The following is a 21893-nucleotide window of genomic DNA, read 5'->3' as shown; positions in this document are numbered from 1 at the left end:
TCTTTGGAAGTGAAAACGGCGCGGTTTCGACCGCGCCGTTTTTTTTCGTGCCGAAAAAGCTCAGTGCTTGCCCGTGCTGCCGAAACCTCCCGCGCCGCGCTCGCTCGCTTCGAAGTCATCGACGATATTGAACGCCGCCTGCACGACAGGCACGATCACCATCTGCGCGAGACGTTCCATCGGGTTGAGCGTGAACGCGGTATCGCCGCGATTCCATGTCGAGACCATCAGTTGGCCTTGATAATCCGAATCGATCAGCCCGACGAGATTGCCGAGCACGATGCCGTGCTTGTGGCCGAGACCCGAGCGCGGCAGGATCAGCGCGGCGTAGCCTGGATCGGCGAGATGAATGGCGAGGCCGGTCGGCACAAGCACGGTCTGATGCGGCTCGATAACGAGCGGCGCATCGAGACACGCGCGCAGATCGAGGCCCGCGCTGCCGGGCGTGGCGTAGGCGGGCATGAAGTCGCGCATGCGCGCGTCGAGAATCTTGACGTCGAGTTTCATGGATCGATGTTTCAGCGGCCGAGCTCGAACGCTTCGGCCAAAAGTTGATAGGACCGCGTGCGTGCGGCGTAGCTGCCGGCGACCGTTATCACGATCAGTTCGTCGGCTTCGAATTGTTCCTGCAGCGCGTGCAGCTTCTCTGTCACGCGTTCCGGCGTGCCGATGATGCTCCGCGCTTTCTCATGCGCGATCACCGCGAGTTCGCGCTCGCCGTAGACCTGCGAGATGCCCTGCGCGATCGATGGAATCGGCTGATTGAGCCCGTACGCCATCTGCACGCGGCGCAGATCGACCGCGCGTTCGAGCGCTTCGGCTTCGCGATCCGTATCGGCGCAAATCGCGAACACCGCCGCGGCGAGATACGGCTTCGCTTCGTGACCCGGCGTGAAGCGCTCGCGATACGCCTCCGCCACACGATGCCCATATTGCGCGTTGATGAAATGCGCGAACGCGAAACGGATGCCGAGCTGCGCGGCGAGCAAGCCGCCGAAATCGCTCGAGCCGAGCATCCACAGTTCGGGACGCGTGTCGATCTGCGGTTGCAACAGCACGCCCTTGGCGCGCGAGTCGTCGGGAAGCTTGCCGCTGAAAAGCGCGATCAGTTCGGCGACTTGCTGCGGGAAAATATCGCCGCGATTGTACGAACCCGCTGCGACCGCCTGCGCCGTGTGCATGTCGCCGCCGGGCGCGCGACCGACGCCGAGATCCACGCGATTCGGGAACAGCGCTTCGAGCATCAGGAATTGCTCGGCGACCTTGAACGACGAGTAATACGGCAGCATCACGCCGCCCGAACCGATGCGGATGCGCTTCGTCAGACTGCCGATGCGCGCGAGCATCACTTCGGGACACGGGTTCGACACGCCGTACAAGCCGTGATGCTCGGCGCACCAGTAGCGCGTATAGCCGAGATCATCGGCGAGCTGTGCGAGGTCGAGCGTCGCGGCGATGGCGTCAGCGACGCTGTGGCCGTGGATGACCGGCGTCTGGTCGAGAACGGAGAGCTTGGTCATCGTGTCAGGAGAGCAGCGGGCCGCCGGTTTTCGGCGCGCGTTTGGCGATTTCCGCGATCAGCGTGCGCGCGAGTTCCTGCTTGCCGGCGCGCGGCAGCGGCGTTGTTCCGCTTGCTTCGAAAAGCACGACTTCGTTGTCGTCGCGGCCGAACGTGAGCTGTCCGATATTGCCGATCAGGAGCGGTACGCCCTTGCGCTGGCGTTTCTCCGCGCCATGCACGTCGAGATCGCCGCTCTCGGCCGCAAAGCCGACGCAGTAGGGCGGATTCGGCAACTTCGCCACCGTCGCGAGAATGTCCGGATTTTCGACGAAGCTGAACGTGGGCAACGCATCGCCGGTCTTCTTGATCTTGTGCGCGCTGACATGATCCACGCGCCAGTCCGCGACCGCCGCCACCGCGATGAAGATGTCCGCATCGGGCGTCGCGGCCATGACGGCGTCGTGCATCTGCTGCGCGGTCTGCACGTCCTCGCGATACACGCCCCACGGCGTCGGCAACGACACCGGTCCGGCGACGAGATGCACATCCGCGCCCGCCTGCGCTGCCGCGCGCGCAAGCGCGAAGCCCATCTTGCCCGACGAGCGATTGGTGAGGCCGCGCACCGGATCGAGCGGCTCGAAGGTCGGGCCTGCCGTGATGAGCACGCGCTGGCCGCGCAGAATCTTCGGCTGGAAGAACGCGCAGATCGCTTCGAATGCGGCTTCCGGCTCGATCATGCGGCCGTCGCCGACTTCGCCGCACGCCTGCGAACCCGAATCCGGTCCCAGCACTTCGACGCCGTCGGCGCGAAGCTGCGCGACGTTGCGTTGCGTCGGCGGGCTCTGCCACATCTGCCGGTTCATGGCCGGCACCACGAGCAGCGGACAATCACGCGCGATGGCGAGCGTCGAGAGCAGGTCGTCGCACATGCCGTGCGCGAGCTTCGCGAGAAAGTCGGTGGAGGCGGGCGCGATGACGATGGCATCCGCCTCGCGCGAGAGATCGATGTGCGGCATGTTGTTCGGCATGCGCGCATCCCACTGCGACGTGTACACGGGACGGCCCGAAAGCGCCTGCATCGTGACCGGTGTGATGAACTGCGTGGCCGCTTCGGTCATCACGATCTGCACGGTCGCGCCGGCCTTGATGAGCAAGCGCGTGAGTTCCGCGATCTTGTAACAGGCGATGCCGCCGGTCAGCCCTAAAACGAGATGTTTGCCCGCGAGTTCCAACTTGCCTCCATCGCAAAGAAAGAGCGGCTCCGTGTGAAGGGAGCCGCACTGGAAACATCACTTCGAACCGCGCACGCGCCGCAATTCGTCGAACACCAGCAGCACCGCGCCGACGGTGATCGCGCTGTCGGCCAGATTGAACGCCGGCCAGTGCCACGCGTGAACGTGAAAGTCCAGAAAGTCGATGACGTGACCGTACGCGATCCGGTCGATCACGTTGCCGATCGCGCCGCCCATGATGAGCGCGAGCGCTGTGCAGAAGAGCCGCTGTCCCGAATGCTTCTTGAGCAGATAGCAGATCACGACTGCCGCGACGACGCCCAGCGCCGTGAACGCCCAGCGCTGCCAGCCGCCCGCCATCGCGAGGAAGCTGAACGCCGCGCCGCGGTTATAGACGAGCAGCAGGTTGAAGAAAGGCGTGAGCGCGTGCGGATCGCCATAGGCAAATACGCGCTGCACGGCGATCTTCGTCAACTGATCGAACAGGATCACGATCAGCGCGACGCCGAGCCACGGCGCAAGCGATCCACTGCTGGAAGTTTGTTTCGCCATCGTTCGAGCCATTATGCTGCGCCTCGCGTTTCGCCGGCGCCGAAGAGGTTGGAGAAGCAGCGGCCGCACAGACCCGGATGATCCGCGTGCGAGCCGACGTCCGCGCAGTAGTGCCAGCAGCGCTCGCACTTCATGTAGCTCGACGCGGTGACATCGACGCCTTCTTCCGCTTCGCCCGCCACTCTTTCCAGCCCGGCCGATGACGTGATGAGCACGAAGCGCAGCGCATCGCCGAGGCTCGCGAGCGCGTCGTAACGCGCGCCGCTCGCGCGGACCACCACTTCGGCCTGCAGCGACGAGCCGATCTGGTTCGCCGTGCGCGCTTCTTCCAGCGCCTTCGTCACGTCGCCGCGCGCGTTGCGGATGAGCGTCCACTTGTCGAGCAGTTCGCCCGAGCTCGCGATCTCCGGATACTGCGCGTAGACCTCGGTGAAGATCGTATCCTGACCGGGCTTGAGCACCTTGTACGCTTCTTCCGCCGTGAACGAGAGATACGGCGCGACCAGACGCAGCAGCCCATGCGCGATGTGGTACAGCGCAGTCTGCGCGCTGCGGCGTTCGCGCGAATCGGCCTTCGTCGTGTAGAGACGGTCCTTCAGCACGTCGAGATAGAAGCCGCCGAGGTCTTCCGAGCAGAACGTCGCGATCTTCGCGACCACCGGATGGAACTCGTACTTCTCGTAATGCGTGAGCGCGTCGTTCTGAAGGTTGTGCGTGAGCGCGACCGCGTAACGATCGATTTCGAGCCAGTCCTGCACCGGCACCGCGTTCTTGTCGAAATCGAAGTCCGACAAATTCGCGAGCAGAAAGCGCAGCGTGTTGCGGATACGCCGGTAAGTCTCCGTCACGCGCTTCAGGATTTCCTCGGAGATCGCGAGCTCGCCCGAATAATCTGTCGACGCGATCCACAAGCGGATGATTTCCGCGCCGAGGCGATTGGACACCTCATGCGGATCGATGCCGTTGCCGAGCGACTTCGACATCTTGCGGCCTTCGCCATCGACGGTGAAGCCGTGCGTGAGCAGCGCGTCGTAGGGCGGACGGCCATCGAGCATCGACGCCGTGAGCAGCGACGAATGGAACCAGCCGCGATGCTGATCCGAGCCTTCGAGATACAGGTCGGCCGGGAATTGCAGCGAATCCTTGTGCGAGCCGCGCAGCACGTGCCAGTGCGTCGTGCCGGAGTCGAACCACACGTCGAGCGTGTCGCGGTTCTTTTCGTACATGTTGGCGTCGTCGCCGATCAGTTCGCGCGGATCGAGTTTCTGCCACGTTTCGATGCCGCCTTCTTCGACGCGCTTCGCCACTTCCTCCAGCAGCTCCGGCGTGCGCGGATGCAGCTCGCCGGTTTCCTTGTGCACGAAGAACGCCATCGGTACGCCCCACTGACGCTGGCGCGAGAGCGTCCAGTCGGGCCGGTTCGCGATCATGCTGTAAAGACGCTGCTTGCCCCACGACGGATAGAACGCCGTGTTCTCGACGCCTTCGAGCGCGGTCTCGCGCAGCGTCTTGCCGCCGTCTTTGGGCGTGACATCCATGCCGGCGAACCATTGCGACGTGGCGCGATAGATGATCGCCGACTTGTGGCGCCAGCAGTGCATGTAGCTGTGCGTGTACTTCTCGCTCTTAAGAAGCGAGCCCGCGCCTTCGAGCGCCTCGACGATCTGCGGATTCGCTTTCCAGATCGACAGCCCGCCGAAGAGCGGCAGCGATTCGATGTAGTGGCCATCGCCCATGACGGGGTTGATGATGTCGGAATCGGCCATGCCGTGCGCCTTGCACGACACGAAGTCTTCCACGCCATACGCCGGCGACGAGTGCACGATGCCCGTGCCGCTTTCGGTCGTCACGTAGTCGCCGAGATAGACGGGCGACGTGCGCTTGTAGCCCGGATGCGCGGCCGCGAGCGGATGATGGAAGCGCAGGTTCGCAAGCTTTTCGCCGGTCGCCGTGGCGATGACTTCGCCCGCGAGGCCGTAATTCTGCAGGCACGCTTCGACGCGCTCCTGCGCGAGAATCAGCAGGCCGCGCGGCGTATCGACGAGCGCGTAGACGATCTCCGGATGCACGTTCAACGCCTGGTTGGCGGGAATGGTCCAGGGCGTCGTCGTCCAGATGACGATGCCGCCTTCCGCCTTCGGCAACCCATTCAGGCCGAACGCCTGCGCCGTCTTCTCGGGTTCGGCGAACGCGAACATCACGTCGATGGTCGGATCGGTCTTGTCTTTGTACTCGACTTCCGCTTCCGCCAGCGCGGAGCCGCAGTCGAAGCACCAGTTCACCGGCTTGAGGCCCCGGAACACGTAGCCCTTTTCCATGATCTTGCCGAGCGCGCGGATTTCGCCCGCCTCGTTGGCGAAGTTCATCGTCTTGTACGGATTGTCCCAGTCGCCCAGAACGCCCAGACGCCGGAAGCCGACCTTCTGCTTCTCGATCTGCTCGCCCGCGTAGGCGCGCGCCTTTTGCATCACTTCAGCGGCGGGCAGCGACTTGCCGAACTGCTTTTCGATCTGGATTTCGATCGGCATGCCGTGGCAGTCCCAGCCCGGGACGTAGACCGCATCGAAGCCCGCGAGATTGCGCGCCTTGACGATCATGTCCTTCAGGATCTTGTTGACCGCGTGACCCAGGTGGATGTCGCCGTTCGCGTACGGCGGGCCGTCGTGCAGGATGAACTTCTTGCGGCCTTTCGAGGCGGCGCGGATCTTTTCGTAGATCTTGTCGTCCTGCCATTGCTTGACCCACGCGGGTTCACGCTTGGGCAGGTCGCCGCGCATCGGGAAGGGCGTGTCGAGCAGGTTGACGGGATACTTCGAAGAGGCTTTCTCTTTCTTGTCGCTCATGAATGACTCGGTGAATTCGGTGAGACGGCGCTTGATTCAGCGCGCGATACGTCGATGGCGGGGCAGCGGGCGGCGCAGACAGCACCGCGCGCTCACCTAATTCGGTCGGTCGCCGAAATGGCGAAGCCGGTGGCGCGGCTGCCGGCGTTGCTCGCGGGCGGAAGGCCGAAATACGCGCGTGCGTTGTCGACATCCTTGGCGATCGCGGCGGACAGCGTTTCGAGGTCGACGTACTTCTCCTCGTCGCGCAGCTTCTTCAGGAATTCGACACGCACGAGCTTGCCGTACGCGTCGCCGTGCCAGTCGAGCACGAAGACTTCGAGCAGCACGCGGCCGGAATCGTCGACGGTCGGACGCAGGCCGAGGCTCGCGACCGCGGGCAGCGGTTCGTCGGCGAGACCGTGCACGCGCACCACGAAAATGCCCGCGAGCGCCGGCCGCTTGTGCGCGATCGGCAGATTCAGCGTGGGAAAGCCGAGATCGCGGCCGAGCTTCGCGCCGTGCACGACGTGCCCGCTGATGATGTAGGGGCGCCCGAGCGCGACTTGCGCCGCGTCGAGATCGCCCGCGACGAGCGACGCCCGCACCGACGACGATGAAATGCGCGCGCCGTTCGGATGCGCGACCGTGGCCATCTGCTCGACCTCGAAGCCGTACTTTTCGCCGGCGGCTTTCAGGGAATCGAAGTTGCCCGCGCGTTTCGCGCCGTAGCAGAAGTCGTCGCCGACCATGACCCAGCGCGCATGCAGGCCATCGACGATGACGTTCTTCACGAAGGTGTCGGGCGACTGTCCCGCGAACGTCTTGTTGAAATGCTCGACCACCACGCGATCGACGCCGTTGGTGCGCAGCGCTTCGAGCTTGTCGCGCAGCATCGCGATACGCGGCGGCGCGCCCGCCGGATTGAAGAACTCGCGGGGATGCGGCTCGAAGGTCATCACGCAGACCGGCAGGCCGCGCGCGTCGGCGGCGGCCCGCACGTGCGCGAGCAGCGCCTGGTGACCGCGATGGACACCGTCGAAATTGCCGATGGTCAGTGCGCAGGGCGCCCGGCTTTCGGCATTGGGGAGGCCGCGAAAGACTCTCACGATAGGCGATGGTCGATGGGAGGGGCTGATGCTGCAAAGCGTTAGATTATAAACGCTCGCACGGGAGGAGGGGCGCGAGCGGCCCGGCTCGACGCTTAACCAACCCAGTTTGGCACGATTTTCGCCCCCTTCGAATGATAAAATCCGCGGATGAAAAAAATCGTCATTCTGATCTCCGGACGCGGGAGCAACATGGAGGCCGTCGTGCGTGCGTGCGCCCGCGATGGCTGGCCAGCCCGCATCTGCGCGGTCATTTCAAATCGGCCCGATGCCGCCGGATTAGGCTTCGCGGCCGCGAACGGCATCGAAACCAAAGTGGTGGATCATCGTAAGTTCGATGGGCGCGAATCGTTCGATGCCGCGCTCGCGCAGGAAATCGATCGTTTCGAACCGGATCTCGTCGTGCTGGCGGGCTTCATGCGCGTGCTGACGGACGCCTTCGTCGCGAAATACGCGGGGCGCATGCTCAACGTTCATCCGTCGCTGCTGCCGAGTTTTCCGGGCTTGCGCACGCATCAGCAGGCGCTTGACGCCGGCGTGCGCGTGCATGGCGCGAGCGTGCATTTCGTCACGCCGACGCTCGATCACGGGCCGATCGTCGCGCAAGGCGCGGTGCCGGTCGTCGCCGGCGACGATGCCGCGGCGCTCGCCGCGCGCGTGCTGAAGGTCGAGCACGACATCTATCCGCGCGCGGTGCGCTGGTTTATCGAAGGGCGTTTATCTATCGAGGGCGAACGTGTCGCCCTCGCGCCGTCTGAGCCGCAATGGCTCTTTGCCGACATTGCCGGGGAGGGCGTATGAGGCTGCATGGATTTCTGATCGGACAAACCGAAACTCTGCTCGCGGATGTGCTCCGCTTTTCCGGCCCCGCCGATGCCGCGACGAGCCGCTTCTTCCGCGCGCATCCGAAGCTCGGACACGGCGAGCGCGGCGTGATCGCCGAGGCTGTCTTCGCCGTGCTGCGCCGGAAGATGGAGTTTTCTCACCTCGCGGAAAGCGGCAGCGGCAATCAGGCGCGCCGTCTCGCGCTGCTCGGGCTGATGCAGACCGCCGGCCTCTCTGCGCTGAAGCCGTTCGTATCGGCGGACGAGTATCAATGGCTCGCGCAAGTCTCGAAGATCGATCCGGCGAGCCTGCCGGTGCGCGTACGCACGAACCTGCCGCAGTGGATCTACGACGCGATGGGCAAACGCTTCGCGCCCGAAGAACTCGCGCAGCTTGCCGCGGCGCTGAACTATCCCGCGCCGCTCGATCTGCGCGTGAATCCGATCAAGGCAACCCGTGAAGCCGCGCTGAAGGCGCTGACCGAAGCGGGCATCGACGCGGGCGAAATGCCGTTCGCGCCGTTCGGCGTTCGCGTCGACGGCAAGCCGGCGCTGACGCGTCTCGCACCGTTTCAGGAAGGCTGGATCGAGGTGCAGGACGAAGGCAGCCAGTTGCTCTGCTCGCTGATGGCGCCGCGCCGTGGCGAGATGATCGTGGACTTTTGCGCCGGTGCGGGCGGCAAGACGCTCGCGCTCGGTGCGATGATGCGCTCGACCGGCCGTCTCTACGCGTTCGACGTGTCCGATCGCCGTCTCGCCAAGCTGAAGCCGCGTCTGGCGCGCAGCGGGCTTTCGAATGTGAATCCGGTGCTGATCGACAGCGAGCACGACGCGAAGATCAAGCGCCTCGCGGGCAAGATCGATCGCGTGCTCGTCGATGCGCCGTGCTCCGGCCTCGGCACCCTGCGCCGCAATCCCGACCTTAAGTGGCGCCAGTCGCCCGCGACCGTCGCGGAGCTCACGCCCAAACAGCTGTCGATCCTGACGAGCGCCGCGCGTCTCGTGAAAGTCGGCGGCCGTCTCGTCTACGCGACGTGCTCGATGCTCGAAGCCGAAAACGAAAACGTCGTGAAGCAGTTCCTCGAAGCGCATCCGAACTTCCGCGTCGTGCCCGCGCGCGACGTGCTGGCGGAGCAGCGCATCGATCTGGACACGGGCGAGTTTCTGTCGCTCTGGCCGCACAAGCACGGCACGGACGGCTTCTTCGCCGCGGTGCTGGAGCGCGTTCCAGACGCCGCGAAAGCACCGAAAGCGGCCGAAGAAACCGCGTAAGCAATGCAGAACCACTTCCTGAGCGAACTCTCCGCGCGGCTCTTCCGCGATTTCGGCGAGCCGGAAGTGATCTGGCAGGTGGCGGTGCTGCTCGGCCTGCTCTTGGTCGCCTGGTGGTGCGCGCGTCTGCTTCGCAAGAAGCTCGATGCGCGCCGCCAGTCGCGCTTCGAAGCCGTGCGTTTCGGCGCGGAAAGTCTCAACAAGGCGTTGTTTCCGTTGCTCGGCACGATTTTCGTGTCGATCGCGCAGGTCGTGCTGGCGCCGTTCATCCATACATCGTTCCTGCGTCTCTCGCTCGTGCCGCTGTGCGGCATCACCGTCATCTATACGATGCTCTATGTCGCGCGGCGCGTGTTCAGCCGCGGCCAGGCGGAGCACGAGGCGAACGCGCTGCTCTATCTGTTCGAGAAGCTCGTGACGGTGATCGTCTGGATCGCGATGGTGCTCACCGTGATGGGCATTCAAGACGACGTCGTGCACTGGATGGCGAGCGTGCGCTTCAATTTCGCGAATGCGCACATGACACTTCTCTCGCTCGCCTCGGGCGTGCTGTGGGTGTGCGTGACGCTGATTGTCGCGATGTGGGCGGGCGCGCTGCTCGACGATCGCCTGATGCGCGCCCGCTCGCTCGATGCGAATCTCAAGGTGGTGCTCGCGCGCGTCGGCCGGGCGCTGATGATTCTCGCCGCGATTCTTGTGAGCCTGTCGATCGTCGGGATCGACATCACGGTGCTCGGCGTGTTCGGCGGCGCGCTCGGCGTCGGGCTCGGGTTCGGCTTGCAGAAGATCGCGAGCAATTACGTGTCGGGCTTCATCATTCTGCTGGACCGCTCCTTGCGGCTAGGTGACATGATCAATGTCAGCGGAAGTCAGGGCACGGTTACGCAGATCCGCACGCGCTATACGGTCGTGCGCGGGCTGGACGGCATCGAAACGCTGATTCCGAACGAAAAACTCATCACCGACGTAGTACAGAACCACTCGTCGTTCCTCACGCGCGGCAACGCGAAGATCGCGGTGCAGGTGAGTTACCGCTGCGACGTCGAACGAGCGATGCAATTGCTCGTCGATGCGACGCAGGGCGTGGAGCGCGTGCTGCAGGACCCGGCGCCCGCCGCACTGCTTGCGAGTTTCGGCGCGGACGGCATCAATCTGGAGCTGAGTTTCTGGATCGAGGAGGCCGCGAAGGGCACGGGCGGCGTAAAGTCGCAGGTAAACCGTGCAGTTTGGCGGCTATTCTGCGAGCATGGTATTGAAATCCCGTACGCGCAGCGCGAAATAAGGATTGTCGATGACGCCGGCCAAATGACCGGCAAATCGGTACTAAATGCCGAACATGGCGACCCAGGCGTTGCGCCTGTCGCCTGATTGCGGATCGACAGGATCGATCTTTCGATTTGGCCGGTGAACCAACACCAATTCGGGGCGTGAGATTTCCCTCGTTTTGGTACGATTCAAAAAATTTCACCTTTAGGACAAAGACTTGGAACGCATGAAGTAGAATGCGATCGAACCTGCGCACGTTCCTTTCACGTGCACAACAAGTTGCCCGAAGTCAGTTTTGACTGGCCATTTTTCCCGAATTTCACAGCTACACAGGTAAACTGCCTTGCTGAATTCTTCCCTCGAATTTCTCGCCAACGGATTGCTCGACTTTTCCTGGTGGCAGATTCTGCTGTTCACGCTTGCGATGACTCACGTCACCATCGCCGGCGTCACTATCTATCTGCACCGGTGCCAGGCGCACCGCGCGCTGGATCTGCATCCCGTCGCGAGCCATTTCTTCCGCTTCTGGCTGTGGATGACCACGGGCATGCTGACCGGTCAGTGGGCGGCGATCCACCGCAAGCACCACGCGAAGTGCGAAACCGAGGAAGATCCGCACAGCCCGCAGACGCGCGGCATCTGGAAGGTGCTGCTCGAAGGCGCGGAACTCTATCGCACGGAAGCGAAAAATGAAGAAACGATGCGCAAGTTCAGTCACGGCACGCCGAACGACTGGATGGAGCGCAACGTCTACACGCGTTACCCGATTCTCGGCATCAGCGTCATGATGGTGATCGACGTCGCGCTGTTCGGCATCGTCGGGCTGTCGGTGTGGGCCGTGCAGATGATCTGGATTCCGTTCTGGGCGGCTGGCGTCGTCAACGGTCTCGCGCACTTCTGGGGCTATCGCAACTTCAACTCGGCGGATGCGTCGACCAACATCTTCCCGCTCGGCATTCTGATCGGCGGCGAAGAGCTGCATAACAATCACCACACGTTCGCGACCTCGGCGAAGCTGTCGAGCAAGTGGTACGAATTCGACATCGGCTGGATGTATATCCGCCTGATGTCCATGGTCGGCCTCGCGAAGGTGAAAAAGGTTGCGCCGACGCCGAAGCTCGCCGCGAGCAAGGCAGTCGTGGATCAGGACACGTTGCAGGCCGTGCTGTCGAACCGCTACGAAGTGATGGCGCGTTACGGCAAGGCGCTCAAACGCGCCTACGCGCAGGAACTGGCGAAGCTGAAGGAAGCCGGCGCGCGCGAGAAGTATCAGTTGATGCGTGGCGCGCGCGGCTGGTTCCACAAGGAAGAGGACGGCCTGAACGAGCCGCAACTCAAGCAATTGCCGGAACTGACCTCGGACAACCAGAAACTGCGTACGTTCATCGAACTGCGCAAGGACCTGTCGGCGATGTGGGACCGCTCCAATGCATCGCGCGAGCAACTGGTCACGCAATTGCAGGACTGGTGCCATCGCGCGGAAGAGAGCGGCATCAAGGCGCTGCAGGATTTCGCATTGCGTCTGCGCCGCTACGCCTGACGCGCGATATCCGTTAAAATTTAAGAACGTCACAAGACCCCGCTCTGGCGGGGTCTTTGTTTTTTGGCGGCCGATTTTCGCATTTCGTTTTGCTTAAGCAGCGAGTGGGGATAGGAGACATGGAAGCGATCAGGAGCGTCGAGTACGACCGGCCGCAAGGCCTGACGTGTGGGGTGGGCGAGGCGTGGGCACGCGTGCCGGACGCGCCATCGGCCGAGCGGAAGCGCGAGTTGAAGGAACGCATTCGCGCCCTGCTGAAGCGGGAAGAGGCGGTTCTGGTCGCGCATTATTATGTCGATGCCGAACTGCAGGAACTGGCCGATGAAACCGGCGGCTGCGTCGCCGATTCGCTGGAAATGGCGCGTTTCGGACGTGATCACGCAGCGAAGACGCTGGTCGTCGCGGGCGTGCGCTTCATGGGCGAGACCGCCAAGATCCTGAGTCCGGACAAGCGCGTGCTGATGCCCGATCTCGACGCGACATGCTCGCTCGATCTCGGCTGCCCCGCCGACGAGTTCTCCGCGTTCTGCGATGCGCATCCAGACCGTACCGTCGTCGTGTATGCGAACACGAGCGCTGCCGTGAAGGCGCGCGCGGACTGGATGGTTACCTCGTCGATCGGCCTGGAGATCGTCGCCGATCTCCACGCGCGCGGCGAAAAGATTCTTTGGGCGCCCGACCGTCACCTCGGCGGTTACATCCAGAAGAAGACCGGCGCGGACATGCTGCTGTGGCAAGGTTCGTGTCTTGTCCACGACGAGTTCAAGGGCATCGAACTCGACCTGCTGCGTAACGAATATCCCGACGCGAAAATCCTCGTGCATCCGGAATCGCCGGAAGCGGTCGTGGCGCTCGCGGATGTGGTCGGCTCGACCACGCAACTGATCGATGCCGCCGTGAAGCTCGACGCAAAACGTTTCATCGTCGCGACGGATCTCGGCATCCTGCACAAGATGCGGCTCGCCGCGCCGGGCAAGACTTTCATCGAAGCGCCGACCGCCGGCAACAGCGCGACCTGCAAGAGCTGCGCGCACTGCCCGTGGATGGCGATGAACGGCCTGGCGAACCTTGCCGATGTCCTGGAACGTGGTCACAACGAAATCCACGTCGATCCGGCTATCGGGCTGCGCGCGCGCGTGCCGATCGACCGCATGCTCGACTTTGCCGCGCGTCACAAGAAGCGCGTGCAGGCCAGCGGCGATCTGGCGAAAGACGCGACCTTGTTCACGAATGTGGGGGCCGCGTGATGGCGGGTTCCGTGTTCTATGCGCCGATTTTCGACGAGATCCGCGCCCAGTACGGCCAGGCATTCGACGCGGCGCTCGTGCGCAATGTCGTCGATGCGCTCGATGAAGATGTCGGCGCTGTCGATCACACCGGCCGTCTCGTGCCCGCCGACGCGCGACGCACCGCTCGCATCATCGTGCGCGAGGAAGCGGTGCTGTGCGGTGTGCCGTGGTTCGATGAAGTGATGCGTCGCGTCGATCCGTCGATCGAAGTCGAATGGAAGTATCGCGAAGGCGATCGCATGGCCGCGAATTCGCCCGTCGTGCTGCTGAACGGCCCCGCGCGTTCGCTGCTGACGGCGGAGCGCAACGGTCTCAATTTCCTGCAACTGCTCTCGGGCGTCGCGACCGCGACGCGCCGTTACGTGGAGGCGATCGAAGGCACGCGCGCGCGCATCCTCGATACGCGCAAGACGCTGCCGGGCCTGCGGCTCGCGCAGAAGTACGCGGTGCGCGTGGGCGGCGGCGCGAACCAGCGGCTCGCGCTCTACGACGGCATCTTGATCAAGGAAAACCACATCGCGGCGGCCGGCGGTGTCGGCGCGGCGATGGACGCGGCGCTCGCGCTGAGTGCGGGCGTGCCGATTCAGATCGAAGTGGAAACGCTGGAGCAACTCGAAACGGCGTTGGCGCATCGGGCCGAATCGATCCTGCTCGACAACTTCACGCTCGAGACGATGCGCGATGCCGTGCGCATCACGGCGGGCCGCGCGTTGCTCGAAGTGTCGGGCGGCGTGAACTTCGACACGGTCCGCGCGATCGCGGAAACCGGCGTCGATCGCATCTCGATCGGCGCGCTCACGAAGGACGTGCGCGCGACCGATTTCTCGATGCGGTTGCTTTAAATACTCGTGCGGCGCGCGACCGGCGGCATCAGTACCGTCGGCAGCGCCTTCGGCAAAGTCTCGGGCCAGTCGCGGCTGTAGTGCAGACCGCGGCTCTCGCGCCGCGAGCACGCGCTTTCGACGATCAGCGAAGCCACATCGACGAGATTGCGCAGCTCCAGCAAATCGCGGCTCACCTTGAAGTTCGCGTAATACTCGTGGATCTCGTCGCGCAAGAGCGCAAGCCGATGTTGCGCGCGCGCGAGGCGCTTGTCCGTGCGCACGATGCCCACGTAGTTCCACATCAGACGCCGCAGTTCATCCCAGTTGTGCGCGACGACGACTTCCTCGTCCGGATCGGACACGCGGCTTTCGTCCCAGTCGGGCAATTCGGCGTGACAGCCGTTCGAGAATCCGTCGGCTTCGATCGCTTGCGCGGCCGCGCGGCCGATCACGAGGCATTCGAGCAGGGAATTGCTCGCGAGCCGGTTCGCGCCGTGCAGACCCGTGTACGACGTCTCGCCGACCGCATACAGCCCCGGACGGTCCGTGCGCCCCGCGAGATCGCTGACGACGCCGCCGCACGTGTAATGCGCGGCGGGCACGACCGGAATCGGCTGCTTCGTGATATCGATGCCGAATTCGCGGCAGCGCGCGAGAATCGTCGGAAAGTGCTCTTCGAGAAAGGCGCGCGGCTGGTGGCTGATGTCGAGATACACGCAGTCGATGCCGCGCTTCTTGATTTCGAAATCGATCGCCCGCGCGACGATATCGCGTGGCGCGAGTTCGGCGCGCTCGTCGTGCGCGGGCATGAAACGCGTTCCGTCGGGCAGGCGCAGGACACCGCCTTCGCCGCGCACCGCCTCGGAGATGAGGAACGACTTCGCGTAGGGGTGAAAAAGACACGTCGGATGGAACTGGATGAACTCCATGTTCGCGACGCGGCAGCCGGCGCGCCACGCCATCGCGATACCGTCGCCGGTCGCGGTGTCGGGGTTCGTCGTGTAGAGATAGACTTTGCCCGCGCCGCCCGTCGCCAGGACGGTGTGCGGCGCCTGAATCGTCACGGTGCGGCCGCTGTTTAGATCGAGCGCGTAGAGTCCGTGGCAGCGATGCCCCGGCAGCCCGAGACGGTCCGAGGTGATCAGATCGATCGCGTAATGATCTTCGAGTACGGTGATGTTCGGATGATTGCGCACGCGTTCGCCGAGCGTCGTGACGACGGCGTGGCCGGTCGCGTCCGCCGCGTGGATGATCCGTCGATGGCTATGGCCGCCTTCGCGCGTCAGATGGAAGCCGAGCTCGGCTGAGACATCGCGCGTAAAGGGCACGCCTTCGTTAATGAGCCATTCGATCGCCGCGCGTCCATTCTCGACGATGAAGCGCGTCGCGGCTTCGTCGCACAGGCCGCCGCCGGCCACGAGCGTATCGTCGACGTGGTTGTCGACGCTGTCGGCCGAATCCAGCACGGCCGCGATGCCGCCCTGCGCCCAATCGCTCGCGCCGACGCTCACCGCGCGCTTCGCGAGGATCGCGACGCGCCGCGTTTCAGCCAGATTCAGCGCGACGCTCAGACCCGCGAGTCCGCTCCCTACGATCGCTACATCGAAATTCATGCTGCCGGTTCTCCGTCCGTGTTCTCTTCGATAGCCGGCAAGCATAACCCGCATGAACACTCGGTGACAGTGAAAACCCCCGCACGATCGTGTGTAAAGCGCGTGAAAAGAGCGCCGAAAAACAAAAAGCCCCGCGTTTGCGGGGCTTTTTGCTGTCTTCGTACAGGAATCTCTAAATCAAGAGTTACTTGATCTTGGTTTCCTTGTACTCAACGTGCTTGCGGACGACGGGATCAAATTTCTTGATCAGCATCTTTTCCGGCATGTTGCGCTTGTTCTTGGTCGTCGTGTAGAAGTGACCCGTGCCTGCGGTCGATTCCAGCTTGATCTTGTCGCGTGCGCCCTTGGCCATTTGCGTGCTCCTTAGATTTCACCGCGTGCGCGCAGGTCTGCGAGCACGGCGTCAATACCGTTCTTGTCGATCAGGCGCAGGCCGGCGTTCGAGACGCGCAGACGGACCCAGCGATTTTCACTTTCAACGAAGAAACGGCGGTTCTGCAGGTTCGGCAGGAAACGACGCTTGGTCTTGTTGTTTGCGTGGGAAACGTTGTTGCCCGACATCGGGCCTTTCCCAGTTACTTGGCATACGCGTGCCATGAGGACACTCCTAAATACACGTTAAGTCTGAGTGGAACGCTCGAATCGAAGCACTCGCTTCCAGTTCGATGCCTCTTATCGCCCAATTTGCCGATCGGGGACTTGGCAGCACGGTTATGCCAATGAGGACTGCGCTCAGTTCATCCTAGGATGAACCGTACCCAGAACAGGTGGGTTGAGAAAAGCAAACGCGGATTGTAACAGGAAAAACGCTGCAATATCAAACCATTTATGGTCTTTTCGATCACAGCCAGCCGTGCCGCGCGAACGAGAACACTTCGTTCGCGGCCACGACGATGTGATCGAGCAGCCGCACATCGATCAGCGTCAGGGCGTCCTGCAGCGTCTTGGTCAGCCGCCGGTCGTTCGCGCTCGGATCGACGCCGCCTGAAGGATGATTATGCGCGACGATGAGCCCCGCCGCGTTCAGGGTGAGCGCGCGCCGGACGATCTCGCGCGGATACACCGCGACCCGCGTGAGCGAGCCGCGCGCCGACTCTTCCGCGTGCAGCAACTGATGACGCGCGTCCAGATACAGGCAGATGAACACCTCGTACGGCCGCGTGCCGATCAAGAGCCGCAGATAGTCCTCGACCGCGCCCGGCGCGTTCAACAGCTCGCGATCGCGCGCTTTCTCCGCGAGCGCTCGCCGGCAGAGTTCGGAAACGGCCAGGAGGGTCGCGGCGCGAGCCGGCCCGATGCCATGCTGCTCGCGCAACTCCGCGGCCGACGCGTCGAGCACGCCGCGCAGCGATCCGAAGCGGCGCAAGAGCTGGCGCGCCACATCGACGGCCGTCACACCGGAGACACCGGTGCGCAGGAACAATGCGAACAGTTCCGCGTCCGACAGCGATGCGGGACCGGTATCGAGCAGGCGTTCGCGCGGACGGTCGGCGCGCGCCCATTTGCGGATGGACATGAAGGGCGCGACCTTGGCGATGTCGTCGTCGGGCGAGGCGGGCGCCTTCACGAGTCGCAGATCGGCGTTCATCGCGGCCCTCCGGGACGTCTTGTCGCGCGTGCCGGCGCACGCAGGACACGGCCCCGTGACGCGTCACGACACAACTCTGTCTTACAATAGCGGTTTTGGCGTCCGGTTCGCACCGGCGCCGCGCGGTTCGCTGCCTCGCGCCGAAGAGCCGCCCCATGCCGGGCCCGCGCCCTGCCTTCAAACGAACGGCCACATCCAATACTCATGAGCATCATCGATATCTCCGAGGTGAAACCCGGTTCGCACGTCACGCTTCATTACCGGCTCGCGCTCGCCGACGGTGCTGACATCGTCAACACGTTCACGGACAAGCCCGCGACGCTCCTGCTCGGTGCAGGCCAGCTCGCGGAACCGTTGGAAGAGATTTTGCTGGGGCTGAAGGTCGGCCACCATTCGACCTTTCAGCTAACGCCCGACCAGGCGTTCGGGCCGCGCAATCCGGAGCTCGTCCAGTGGGTGTCGCTCGCGACGCTGCGCGAAAACAGCATGATCGGCGAGGATTTTTCTCCCGGCGATCTCGTCGAATTCAACGCGCCGGGCGGCGGACGCTACGCGGGCGTGCTGAAGGAAGTCGGCGAGACCGCGGCGCTGTTCGACTTCAACCACCCGCTCGCGGGCCAGGCGCTCGTCTTCGAAGTGAAAATCATCGGAATTTTGTAACCATGATTGAAAGCCTCAACGAAGTTCAGACCGACGTCGAAATCCTGCTCGCGCAGCCGCGCGGGTTCTGCGCGGGCGTCGATCGCGCGATCGAAATCGTCGAGCGCGCGATCAAGCTGTTCGGCGCGCCGATCTACGTGCGTCACGAGATCGTCCATAACGCCTATGTCGTCGCGGATTTGCGCAAGAAAGGCGCGATCTTCATCGAAGAACTGTCGGACGTGCCCGAAGGCGCCACGCTGATTTTCAGCGCGCACGGCGTCTCGAAGGCGGTGCGCGGCGAAGCCGAGGCGCGCGGCCTGCGCGTGTTCGATGCAACCTGCCCGCTCGTGACCAAGGTGCACATCGAAGTCGCGAAGATGCGTCAGGAGGGCTTCGACATCGTGATGATCGGCCACAAGGGACATCCGGAAGTCGAAGGCACGATGGGTCAGTCGGGCGAGGGCATGCATCTCGTCGAAGATATCGAGGACGTGCTGAAGCTCGATCTGCCCGATCCGCAGCGCATCGCGTACGTCACGCAGACGACGCTTTCGGTCGACGACGCCTCCGCGATCATCGACGCGCTCAAGAACAAGTACCCGGACGTCAAGGAACCGAAGAAGCAGGACATCTGCTATGCGACGCAGAACCGCCAGGACGCGGTGAAGTTTCTCGCGCCGCAATGCGATGTCGTGATCGTCGTCGGCAGCCCGAACAGCTCGAATTCGAGCCGTCTGCGCGAAGTCGCCGAGAAGCGCGGCATCCCCGCCTATATGGTGGATTCGCCGACGCAGATCGATCCGCGCTGGGTCGAGGGCAAGAAGCGCATCGGCGTGACGGCGGGCGCATCGGCGCCGGAAGTGCTGGCTCAGGCCGTGATCGCGCGCTTGCGCGAACTCGGCGTGCGCAACGTGCGCTCGCTCGAAGGCATCGAGGAGACGATCTCGTTTCCGCTGCCGCGCGGGCTGTCGTTGCCGCAGTGAATCCGGCAGAGTCTTCAGAAAAAGCGCCTCCGGCGCTTTTTTTTTTCGCCCGAAATAAAGCCGCGCGACGCGCGAAAAGGAACCCTTGGGCGAGATACGAAACGAAGCTTGTGCACCGTTTGAGGGCGCGCGCCAGTAAGGCGTTTTCTTCTAAATCGCTTAAGGGTTTGCCCGTAAATCCGATAAGCAAACGTAACCCTGGCATTCCGGCCGAATAAACCTGTTTTCGTTATGGTGCAACTACTGCACAAAATCGAATCGCAACCCGGTTGCGCTTTTGCGGAAAAATAGCCGGGAAATGGTGGTTGCAATGCTGGAAAACCCCGCCACGCAAGAATATTGCTCGTCTCATATTTAGCGTTACAATGCGCGCGTCTTGAGGCCAGAAGCGTTCACGACGACTGTTTTTAGAGGCGCAGGAGACCTATTTGATGCGATTCAAGTTTGCTCACGCCGTGTCCATCGCGGCTGCGGTTGCAATGGCAACTGCATGCGGCAAGAAGGACGAAGGCGGGGCGAGCACGGCAGCGTCGGCGGCGAGCTCCGCCGCGGTGGCGGCCGCGTTCACGCCGGCTTCCGTGCCGGCGAGTGAAGCAACCGTCGTGAAGATCGGTCATGTCGCGCCTCTGACGGGCTTGCAGGCCCACCTCGGTAAAGACAATGAAAATGGCGCGCGTCTGGCACTGGAAGAGATCAGCGCGCAGGGTTTGACGATCGACGGGCATTCCATCCGCCTCGTGCTCGACGGCCTGGACGATGCAGCCGATCCGCGCGTCGGCACCGAAGCCGCGCAGAAGCTCGTCGACGACCACGTGATCGCGGTGATCGGTCACATGAACTCGGGCGTGTCGATCCCGGCGTCGAAAATCTACAGCGACGCGGGCATCGCGCAGATTTCGCCTTCGACGACGAACCCGGAATACACGAAGCAAGGTTACAAGACGACGTTTCGCGTCGTGGCGACCGACGCGCTGCAAGGCCCGGTGCTGGCCAGCTACGCGATGAAGACGCTGCATGCGAAGAAGGTCGTCGTGGTGGATGATGCGTCCGCCTATGGCCGCGGACTGGCCGACGAATTCGTGAAGTCGGTGCAGGCTGGCGGGGTGAAGGTCGCCGCGCGCGAGGCGACCACCGAGAAGGCCCGCAATTACAAGGCGATTCTCACGAAGATCAGGCGCATCCAGCCGGACGTCGTGATGTACGGCGGCATGGACGTGACGGGCGGCCCCTTCGCCAAGGAAGCGGCGGCGCTCGGCATCAAGGCGAAGATTCTCGCTGGCGACGGCGTCTGCACCGACAAGGTGGCCGAACTCGCCGGCGATGCCGTGCAAAACATCATCTGCTCGGAAGCGGGACTCGCGCTTTCGAAGATGGACAAGGGAGCGGACTTCGAAAAGAAGTACGAAGCACGCTTCCACACGCCGGTGCAGATTTACGCGCCGTTCACGTATGACGCGATGTACGTGATCGTCGATGCAATGAAGCGTGCGAACTCCATCGAAGCGCCCAAAGTCCTCGCTGCGATCGCCTCGACCGACTACAACGGTCTGACGGGGCATATCGCATTCGACGACAAGGGCGATCTGAAGGCGGGGACGATCACGCTGTACGACTTCAAGGATAAGAAGAAGGACGTACTCGACGTCGTCAAGCAGTAGGCAGTCTGGCGGCGCCAGCTATCCGGCGGCGCTGTTTTCGTATCCGTCCGTGAAACGCTCGCAGCCTCATCCGGCGGCGGGCGGACGATCGGCGCTCAACCTTTACCGGTTTTTTAAAAAGTACGCGCAGTGCCGCTTCAGATTTCGCTTCCCACCGGTTTATCGGCCGGTGATAAAGGCGTAATCGAATCGCACGGGGCTAAGGAGCTTTAAATGGATATTTTCATCCAGCAGATCCTCAACGGTCTGGTGCTTGGCAGCGTCTACGCCATCATCGCACTCGGCTATACGATGGTGTACGGCATTCTCGGCATCATCAACTTTGCGCACGGCGACGTGCTGATGGTGGGCGCGATGGTTGCGCTCTCGGCCATCGGCGTCATGCAGAATCACGTTCCCGGCTTGCCCGGGCCGATCATGCTGACGATCGCGCTCGTGGTCGCCGCAGTGGTTTGCGCGCTCGTCGGCTACACGATCGAAAAAGTCGCGTACCGGCCGCTGCGCAAGGCGCCGCGTCTCGCGCCGCTGATCACCGCGATCGGCGTATCGATTCTGTTGCAGACCGTCGCGATGATGATCTGGGGCCGCAATCCGCTGGCGTTCCCGCAGCTCCTGCCGACCGATCCGATTAACGTGATCGCCGCCGACGAAACCCGTCCGGGCGCCGTGATCTCGATGACCGAAATCGTGATCATCGTCGTCGCGTTCATCGTGATGGCCGGCTTGCTGCTCCTCGTGCACAAGACGAAGCTCGGCCGCGCGATGCGCGCCATCGCCGAGAACCCGGCCAACGCGTCCCTCATGGGCGTGAACCCGAACTTCGTGATCTCCGCGACCTTCATGATCGGCTCGGCGCTGGCTGCTCTGGCCGGTGTGATGATCGCGTCGGAATACGGCAACGCCCACTTCTACATGGGCTTCATTCCCGGCCTGAAGGCGTTCACGGCGGCGGTGCTGGGCGGTATCGGCAACCTCGGCGGCGCGATGGTCGGCGGCGTGCTCCTCGGCCTCATCGAACAGTTGGGCGCTGGCTATATCGGCAACCTGACGGGCGGCGTCTTCGGATCCAACTACCAGGACGTGTTCGCGTTCATCGTGCTGATCATCGTGCTCGTGTTCCGTCCGTCGGGTCTGCTCGGCGAACGTGTCGCGGACCGCGCTTAAAGACCGTGTGAGGA

At 63.3% G+C, this 21893-nt stretch carries 20 protein-coding genes; 10 read left to right on the top strand and 10 right to left on the bottom strand.

The window, feature by feature from the left end; genetic code table 11:
• Positions 1 to 60: 60 nt before the first annotated feature.
• The 6 genes from dut to ACEN42_RS12535 all read right to left on the bottom strand — a co-directional run bounded on the left by dut (position 61) and on the right by ACEN42_RS12535 (position 7216).
• Entirely contained in the window at positions 61 to 507 is a 447-nt protein-coding gene (dut, locus tag ACEN42_RS12560; protein ID WP_187607343.1) for a dUTP diphosphatase, read from the bottom strand.
• An 11-nt stretch (positions 508 to 518) separates the two neighbouring features.
• Positions 519 to 1520 (bottom strand): LLM class flavin-dependent oxidoreductase, encoded by a 1002-nt coding sequence (locus tag ACEN42_RS12555; protein WP_371880111.1) that lies wholly within the window; start codon positions 1518 to 1520, stop codon positions 519 to 521.
• A gap of 4 nt (positions 1521 to 1524) precedes the next feature.
• Positions 1525 to 2733: a bifunctional phosphopantothenoylcysteine decarboxylase/phosphopantothenate--cysteine ligase CoaBC gene (gene coaBC / locus ACEN42_RS12550; RefSeq protein WP_187607341.1), complete on the bottom strand. Its 1209-nt coding sequence runs from the start codon at positions 2731 to 2733 to the stop codon at positions 1525 to 1527.
• A gap of 57 nt (positions 2734 to 2790) precedes the next feature.
• Complete coding sequence (gene lspA, locus ACEN42_RS12545) at positions 2791 to 3297, bottom strand: signal peptidase II (RefSeq protein WP_187607340.1); 507 nt, start codon at positions 3295 to 3297, stop codon at positions 2791 to 2793.
• Complete coding sequence (gene ileS, locus ACEN42_RS12540; RefSeq protein WP_371880110.1) at positions 3297 to 6128, bottom strand: isoleucine--tRNA ligase; 2832 nt, start codon at positions 6126 to 6128, stop codon at positions 3297 to 3299. The genes lspA and ileS overlap by 1 nt, the downstream gene beginning before the upstream one ends.
• A 92-nt stretch (positions 6129 to 6220) precedes the next feature.
• Positions 6221 to 7216 (bottom strand): bifunctional riboflavin kinase/FAD synthetase, encoded by a 996-nt coding sequence (locus tag ACEN42_RS12535; protein WP_035497892.1) that lies wholly within the window; start codon positions 7214 to 7216, stop codon positions 6221 to 6223.
• Positions 7217 to 7366: 150 nt separating this feature from the next.
• Here ACEN42_RS12535 and purN point away from each other — a divergent pair, with 150 nt between their 5' ends.
• From purN to nadC, 6 genes are all read left to right on the top strand, one after another.
• Entirely contained in the window at positions 7367 to 8017 is a 651-nt protein-coding gene (gene purN, locus ACEN42_RS12530; protein ID WP_371880109.1) for a phosphoribosylglycinamide formyltransferase, read from the top strand.
• The gene (locus ACEN42_RS12525; protein ID WP_187607336.1) at positions 8014 to 9312 is read left to right on the top strand and encodes an RsmB/NOP family class I SAM-dependent RNA methyltransferase; all 1299 of its coding nucleotides are present in this window, start codon (positions 8014 to 8016) and stop codon (positions 9310 to 9312) included. Before purN ends, ACEN42_RS12525 begins: the two co-directional genes overlap by 4 nt.
• Before the next feature lie 3 nt (positions 9313 to 9315).
• Complete coding sequence (locus ACEN42_RS12520) at positions 9316 to 10680, top strand: mechanosensitive ion channel family protein (protein WP_371880108.1); 1365 nt, start codon at positions 9316 to 9318, stop codon at positions 10678 to 10680.
• A 241-nt stretch (positions 10681 to 10921) separates the two neighbouring features.
• A complete protein-coding gene (locus ACEN42_RS12515) occupies positions 10922 to 12118 on the top strand; it encodes an acyl-CoA desaturase (protein ID WP_035497896.1) in 1197 nt (398 codons plus the stop codon).
• 119 nt (positions 12119 to 12237) lie between these two features.
• Entirely contained in the window at positions 12238 to 13365 is a 1128-nt protein-coding gene (gene nadA / locus ACEN42_RS12510) for a quinolinate synthase NadA (RefSeq protein ID WP_371880107.1), read from the top strand.
• Positions 13365 to 14249 carry a carboxylating nicotinate-nucleotide diphosphorylase gene (nadC, locus tag ACEN42_RS12505; protein ID WP_371880106.1) on the top strand — a complete coding sequence of 295 codons (885 nt, stop codon included), beginning with the start codon at positions 13365 to 13367 and terminating at the stop codon, positions 14247 to 14249. The genes nadA and nadC overlap by 1 nt, the downstream gene beginning before the upstream one ends.
• Here the strand turns inward: nadC and nadB are convergent.
• The 4 genes from nadB to radC form a co-directional block, all read right to left on the bottom strand.
• Positions 14246 to 15844: an L-aspartate oxidase gene (gene nadB / locus ACEN42_RS12500; RefSeq protein ID WP_187607332.1), complete on the bottom strand. Its 1599-nt coding sequence runs from the start codon at positions 15842 to 15844 to the stop codon at positions 14246 to 14248. The genes nadC and nadB overlap by 4 nt on opposite strands.
• Before the next feature lie 184 nt (positions 15845 to 16028).
• Positions 16029 to 16196 carry a 50S ribosomal protein L33 gene (gene rpmG / locus ACEN42_RS12495; RefSeq protein ID WP_007180630.1) on the bottom strand — a complete coding sequence of 56 codons (168 nt, stop codon included), beginning with the start codon at positions 16194 to 16196 and terminating at the stop codon, positions 16029 to 16031.
• Between the two features lie 11 nt (positions 16197 to 16207).
• Complete coding sequence (gene rpmB / locus ACEN42_RS12490; RefSeq protein WP_008351171.1) at positions 16208 to 16441, bottom strand: 50S ribosomal protein L28; 234 nt, start codon at positions 16439 to 16441, stop codon at positions 16208 to 16210.
• A gap of 244 nt (positions 16442 to 16685) precedes the next feature.
• Positions 16686 to 17360 (bottom strand): DNA repair protein RadC, encoded by a 675-nt coding sequence (gene radC / locus ACEN42_RS12485; protein ID WP_238210523.1) that lies wholly within the window; start codon positions 17358 to 17360, stop codon positions 16686 to 16688.
• 276 nt (positions 17361 to 17636) lie between these two features.
• On the opposite strand from radC, the gene ACEN42_RS12480 reads away from it, so the two are divergent.
• The 4 genes from ACEN42_RS12480 to ACEN42_RS12465 all read left to right on the top strand — a co-directional run bounded on the left by ACEN42_RS12480 (position 17637) and on the right by ACEN42_RS12465 (position 21879).
• Positions 17637 to 18092, top strand: a complete 456-nt coding sequence (locus ACEN42_RS12480) for a peptidylprolyl isomerase (protein ID WP_035497901.1) — start codon at positions 17637 to 17639, stop codon at positions 18090 to 18092.
• A gap of 2 nt (positions 18093 to 18094) precedes the next feature.
• On the top strand, positions 18095 to 19057 hold the full coding sequence (gene ispH / locus ACEN42_RS12475) for a 4-hydroxy-3-methylbut-2-enyl diphosphate reductase (protein WP_238295178.1): 963 nt from the start codon (positions 18095 to 18097) through the stop codon (positions 19055 to 19057).
• Positions 19058 to 19488: 431 nt separating this feature from the next.
• Positions 19489 to 20715 carry a branched-chain amino acid ABC transporter substrate-binding protein gene (locus tag ACEN42_RS12470; protein ID WP_371880105.1) on the top strand — a complete coding sequence of 409 codons (1227 nt, stop codon included), beginning with the start codon at positions 19489 to 19491 and terminating at the stop codon, positions 20713 to 20715.
• 213 nt (positions 20716 to 20928) lie between these two features.
• Positions 20929 to 21879, top strand: a complete 951-nt coding sequence (locus ACEN42_RS12465) for a branched-chain amino acid ABC transporter permease (protein WP_035497904.1) — start codon at positions 20929 to 20931, stop codon at positions 21877 to 21879.
• Positions 21880 to 21893 lie beyond the last annotated feature (14 nt).

This window comes from Caballeronia sp. S22, from assembly GCF_964261745.1.
Lineage (GTDB): Bacteria > Pseudomonadota > Gammaproteobacteria > Burkholderiales > Burkholderiaceae > Caballeronia > Caballeronia jiangsuensis.
Note: the sequence above shows the minus strand (reverse complement) of the source record. Positions and strands in the feature narration are given on the sequence as shown.

What these genes read in the sequence shown, in the direction of transcription:
- ileS (WP_371880110.1), bottom strand. Translation starts at nt 6,128, where the DNA reads ATGAGCGACAAGAAAGAGAAAGCCTCTTCGAAGTATCCCGTCAACCTG.
- dut (WP_187607343.1), bottom strand. Translation starts at nt 507, where the DNA reads ATGAAACTCGACGTCAAGATTCTCGACGCGCGCATGCGCGACTTCATG.
- nadC (WP_371880106.1), top strand. Translation starts at nt 13,365, where the DNA reads ATGGCGGGTTCCGTGTTCTATGCGCCGATTTTCGACGAGATCCGCGCC.
- ACEN42_RS12470 (WP_371880105.1), top strand. Translation starts at nt 19,489, where the DNA reads ATGCGATTCAAGTTTGCTCACGCCGTGTCCATCGCGGCTGCGGTTGCA.
- ACEN42_RS12555 (WP_371880111.1), bottom strand. Translation starts at nt 1,520, where the DNA reads ATGACCAAGCTCTCCGTTCTCGACCAGACGCCGGTCATCCACGGCCAC.
- rpmG (WP_007180630.1), bottom strand. Translation starts at nt 16,196, where the DNA reads ATGGCCAAGGGCGCACGCGACAAGATCAAGCTGGAATCGACCGCAGGC.
- ACEN42_RS12480 (WP_035497901.1), top strand. Translation starts at nt 17,637, where the DNA reads ATGAGCATCATCGATATCTCCGAGGTGAAACCCGGTTCGCACGTCACG.
- lspA (WP_187607340.1), bottom strand. Translation starts at nt 3,297, where the DNA reads ATGGCTCGAACGATGGCGAAACAAACTTCCAGCAGTGGATCGCTTGCG.
- nadA (WP_371880107.1), top strand. Translation starts at nt 12,238, where the DNA reads ATGGAAGCGATCAGGAGCGTCGAGTACGACCGGCCGCAAGGCCTGACG.
- nadB (WP_187607332.1), bottom strand. Translation starts at nt 15,844, where the DNA reads ATGAATTTCGATGTAGCGATCGTAGGGAGCGGACTCGCGGGTCTGAGC.
- ACEN42_RS12465 (WP_035497904.1), top strand. Translation starts at nt 20,929, where the DNA reads ATGGATATTTTCATCCAGCAGATCCTCAACGGTCTGGTGCTTGGCAGC.
- ispH (WP_238295178.1), top strand. Translation starts at nt 18,095, where the DNA reads ATGATTGAAAGCCTCAACGAAGTTCAGACCGACGTCGAAATCCTGCTC.
- ACEN42_RS12525 (WP_187607336.1), top strand. Translation starts at nt 8,014, where the DNA reads ATGAGGCTGCATGGATTTCTGATCGGACAAACCGAAACTCTGCTCGCG.
- purN (WP_371880109.1), top strand. Translation starts at nt 7,367, where the DNA reads ATGAAAAAAATCGTCATTCTGATCTCCGGACGCGGGAGCAACATGGAG.
- ACEN42_RS12520 (WP_371880108.1), top strand. Translation starts at nt 9,316, where the DNA reads ATGCAGAACCACTTCCTGAGCGAACTCTCCGCGCGGCTCTTCCGCGAT.
- radC (WP_238210523.1), bottom strand. Translation starts at nt 17,360, where the DNA reads ATGTCCATCCGCAAATGGGCGCGCGCCGACCGTCCGCGCGAACGCCTG.
- rpmB (WP_008351171.1), bottom strand. Translation starts at nt 16,441, where the DNA reads ATGGCACGCGTATGCCAAGTAACTGGGAAAGGCCCGATGTCGGGCAAC.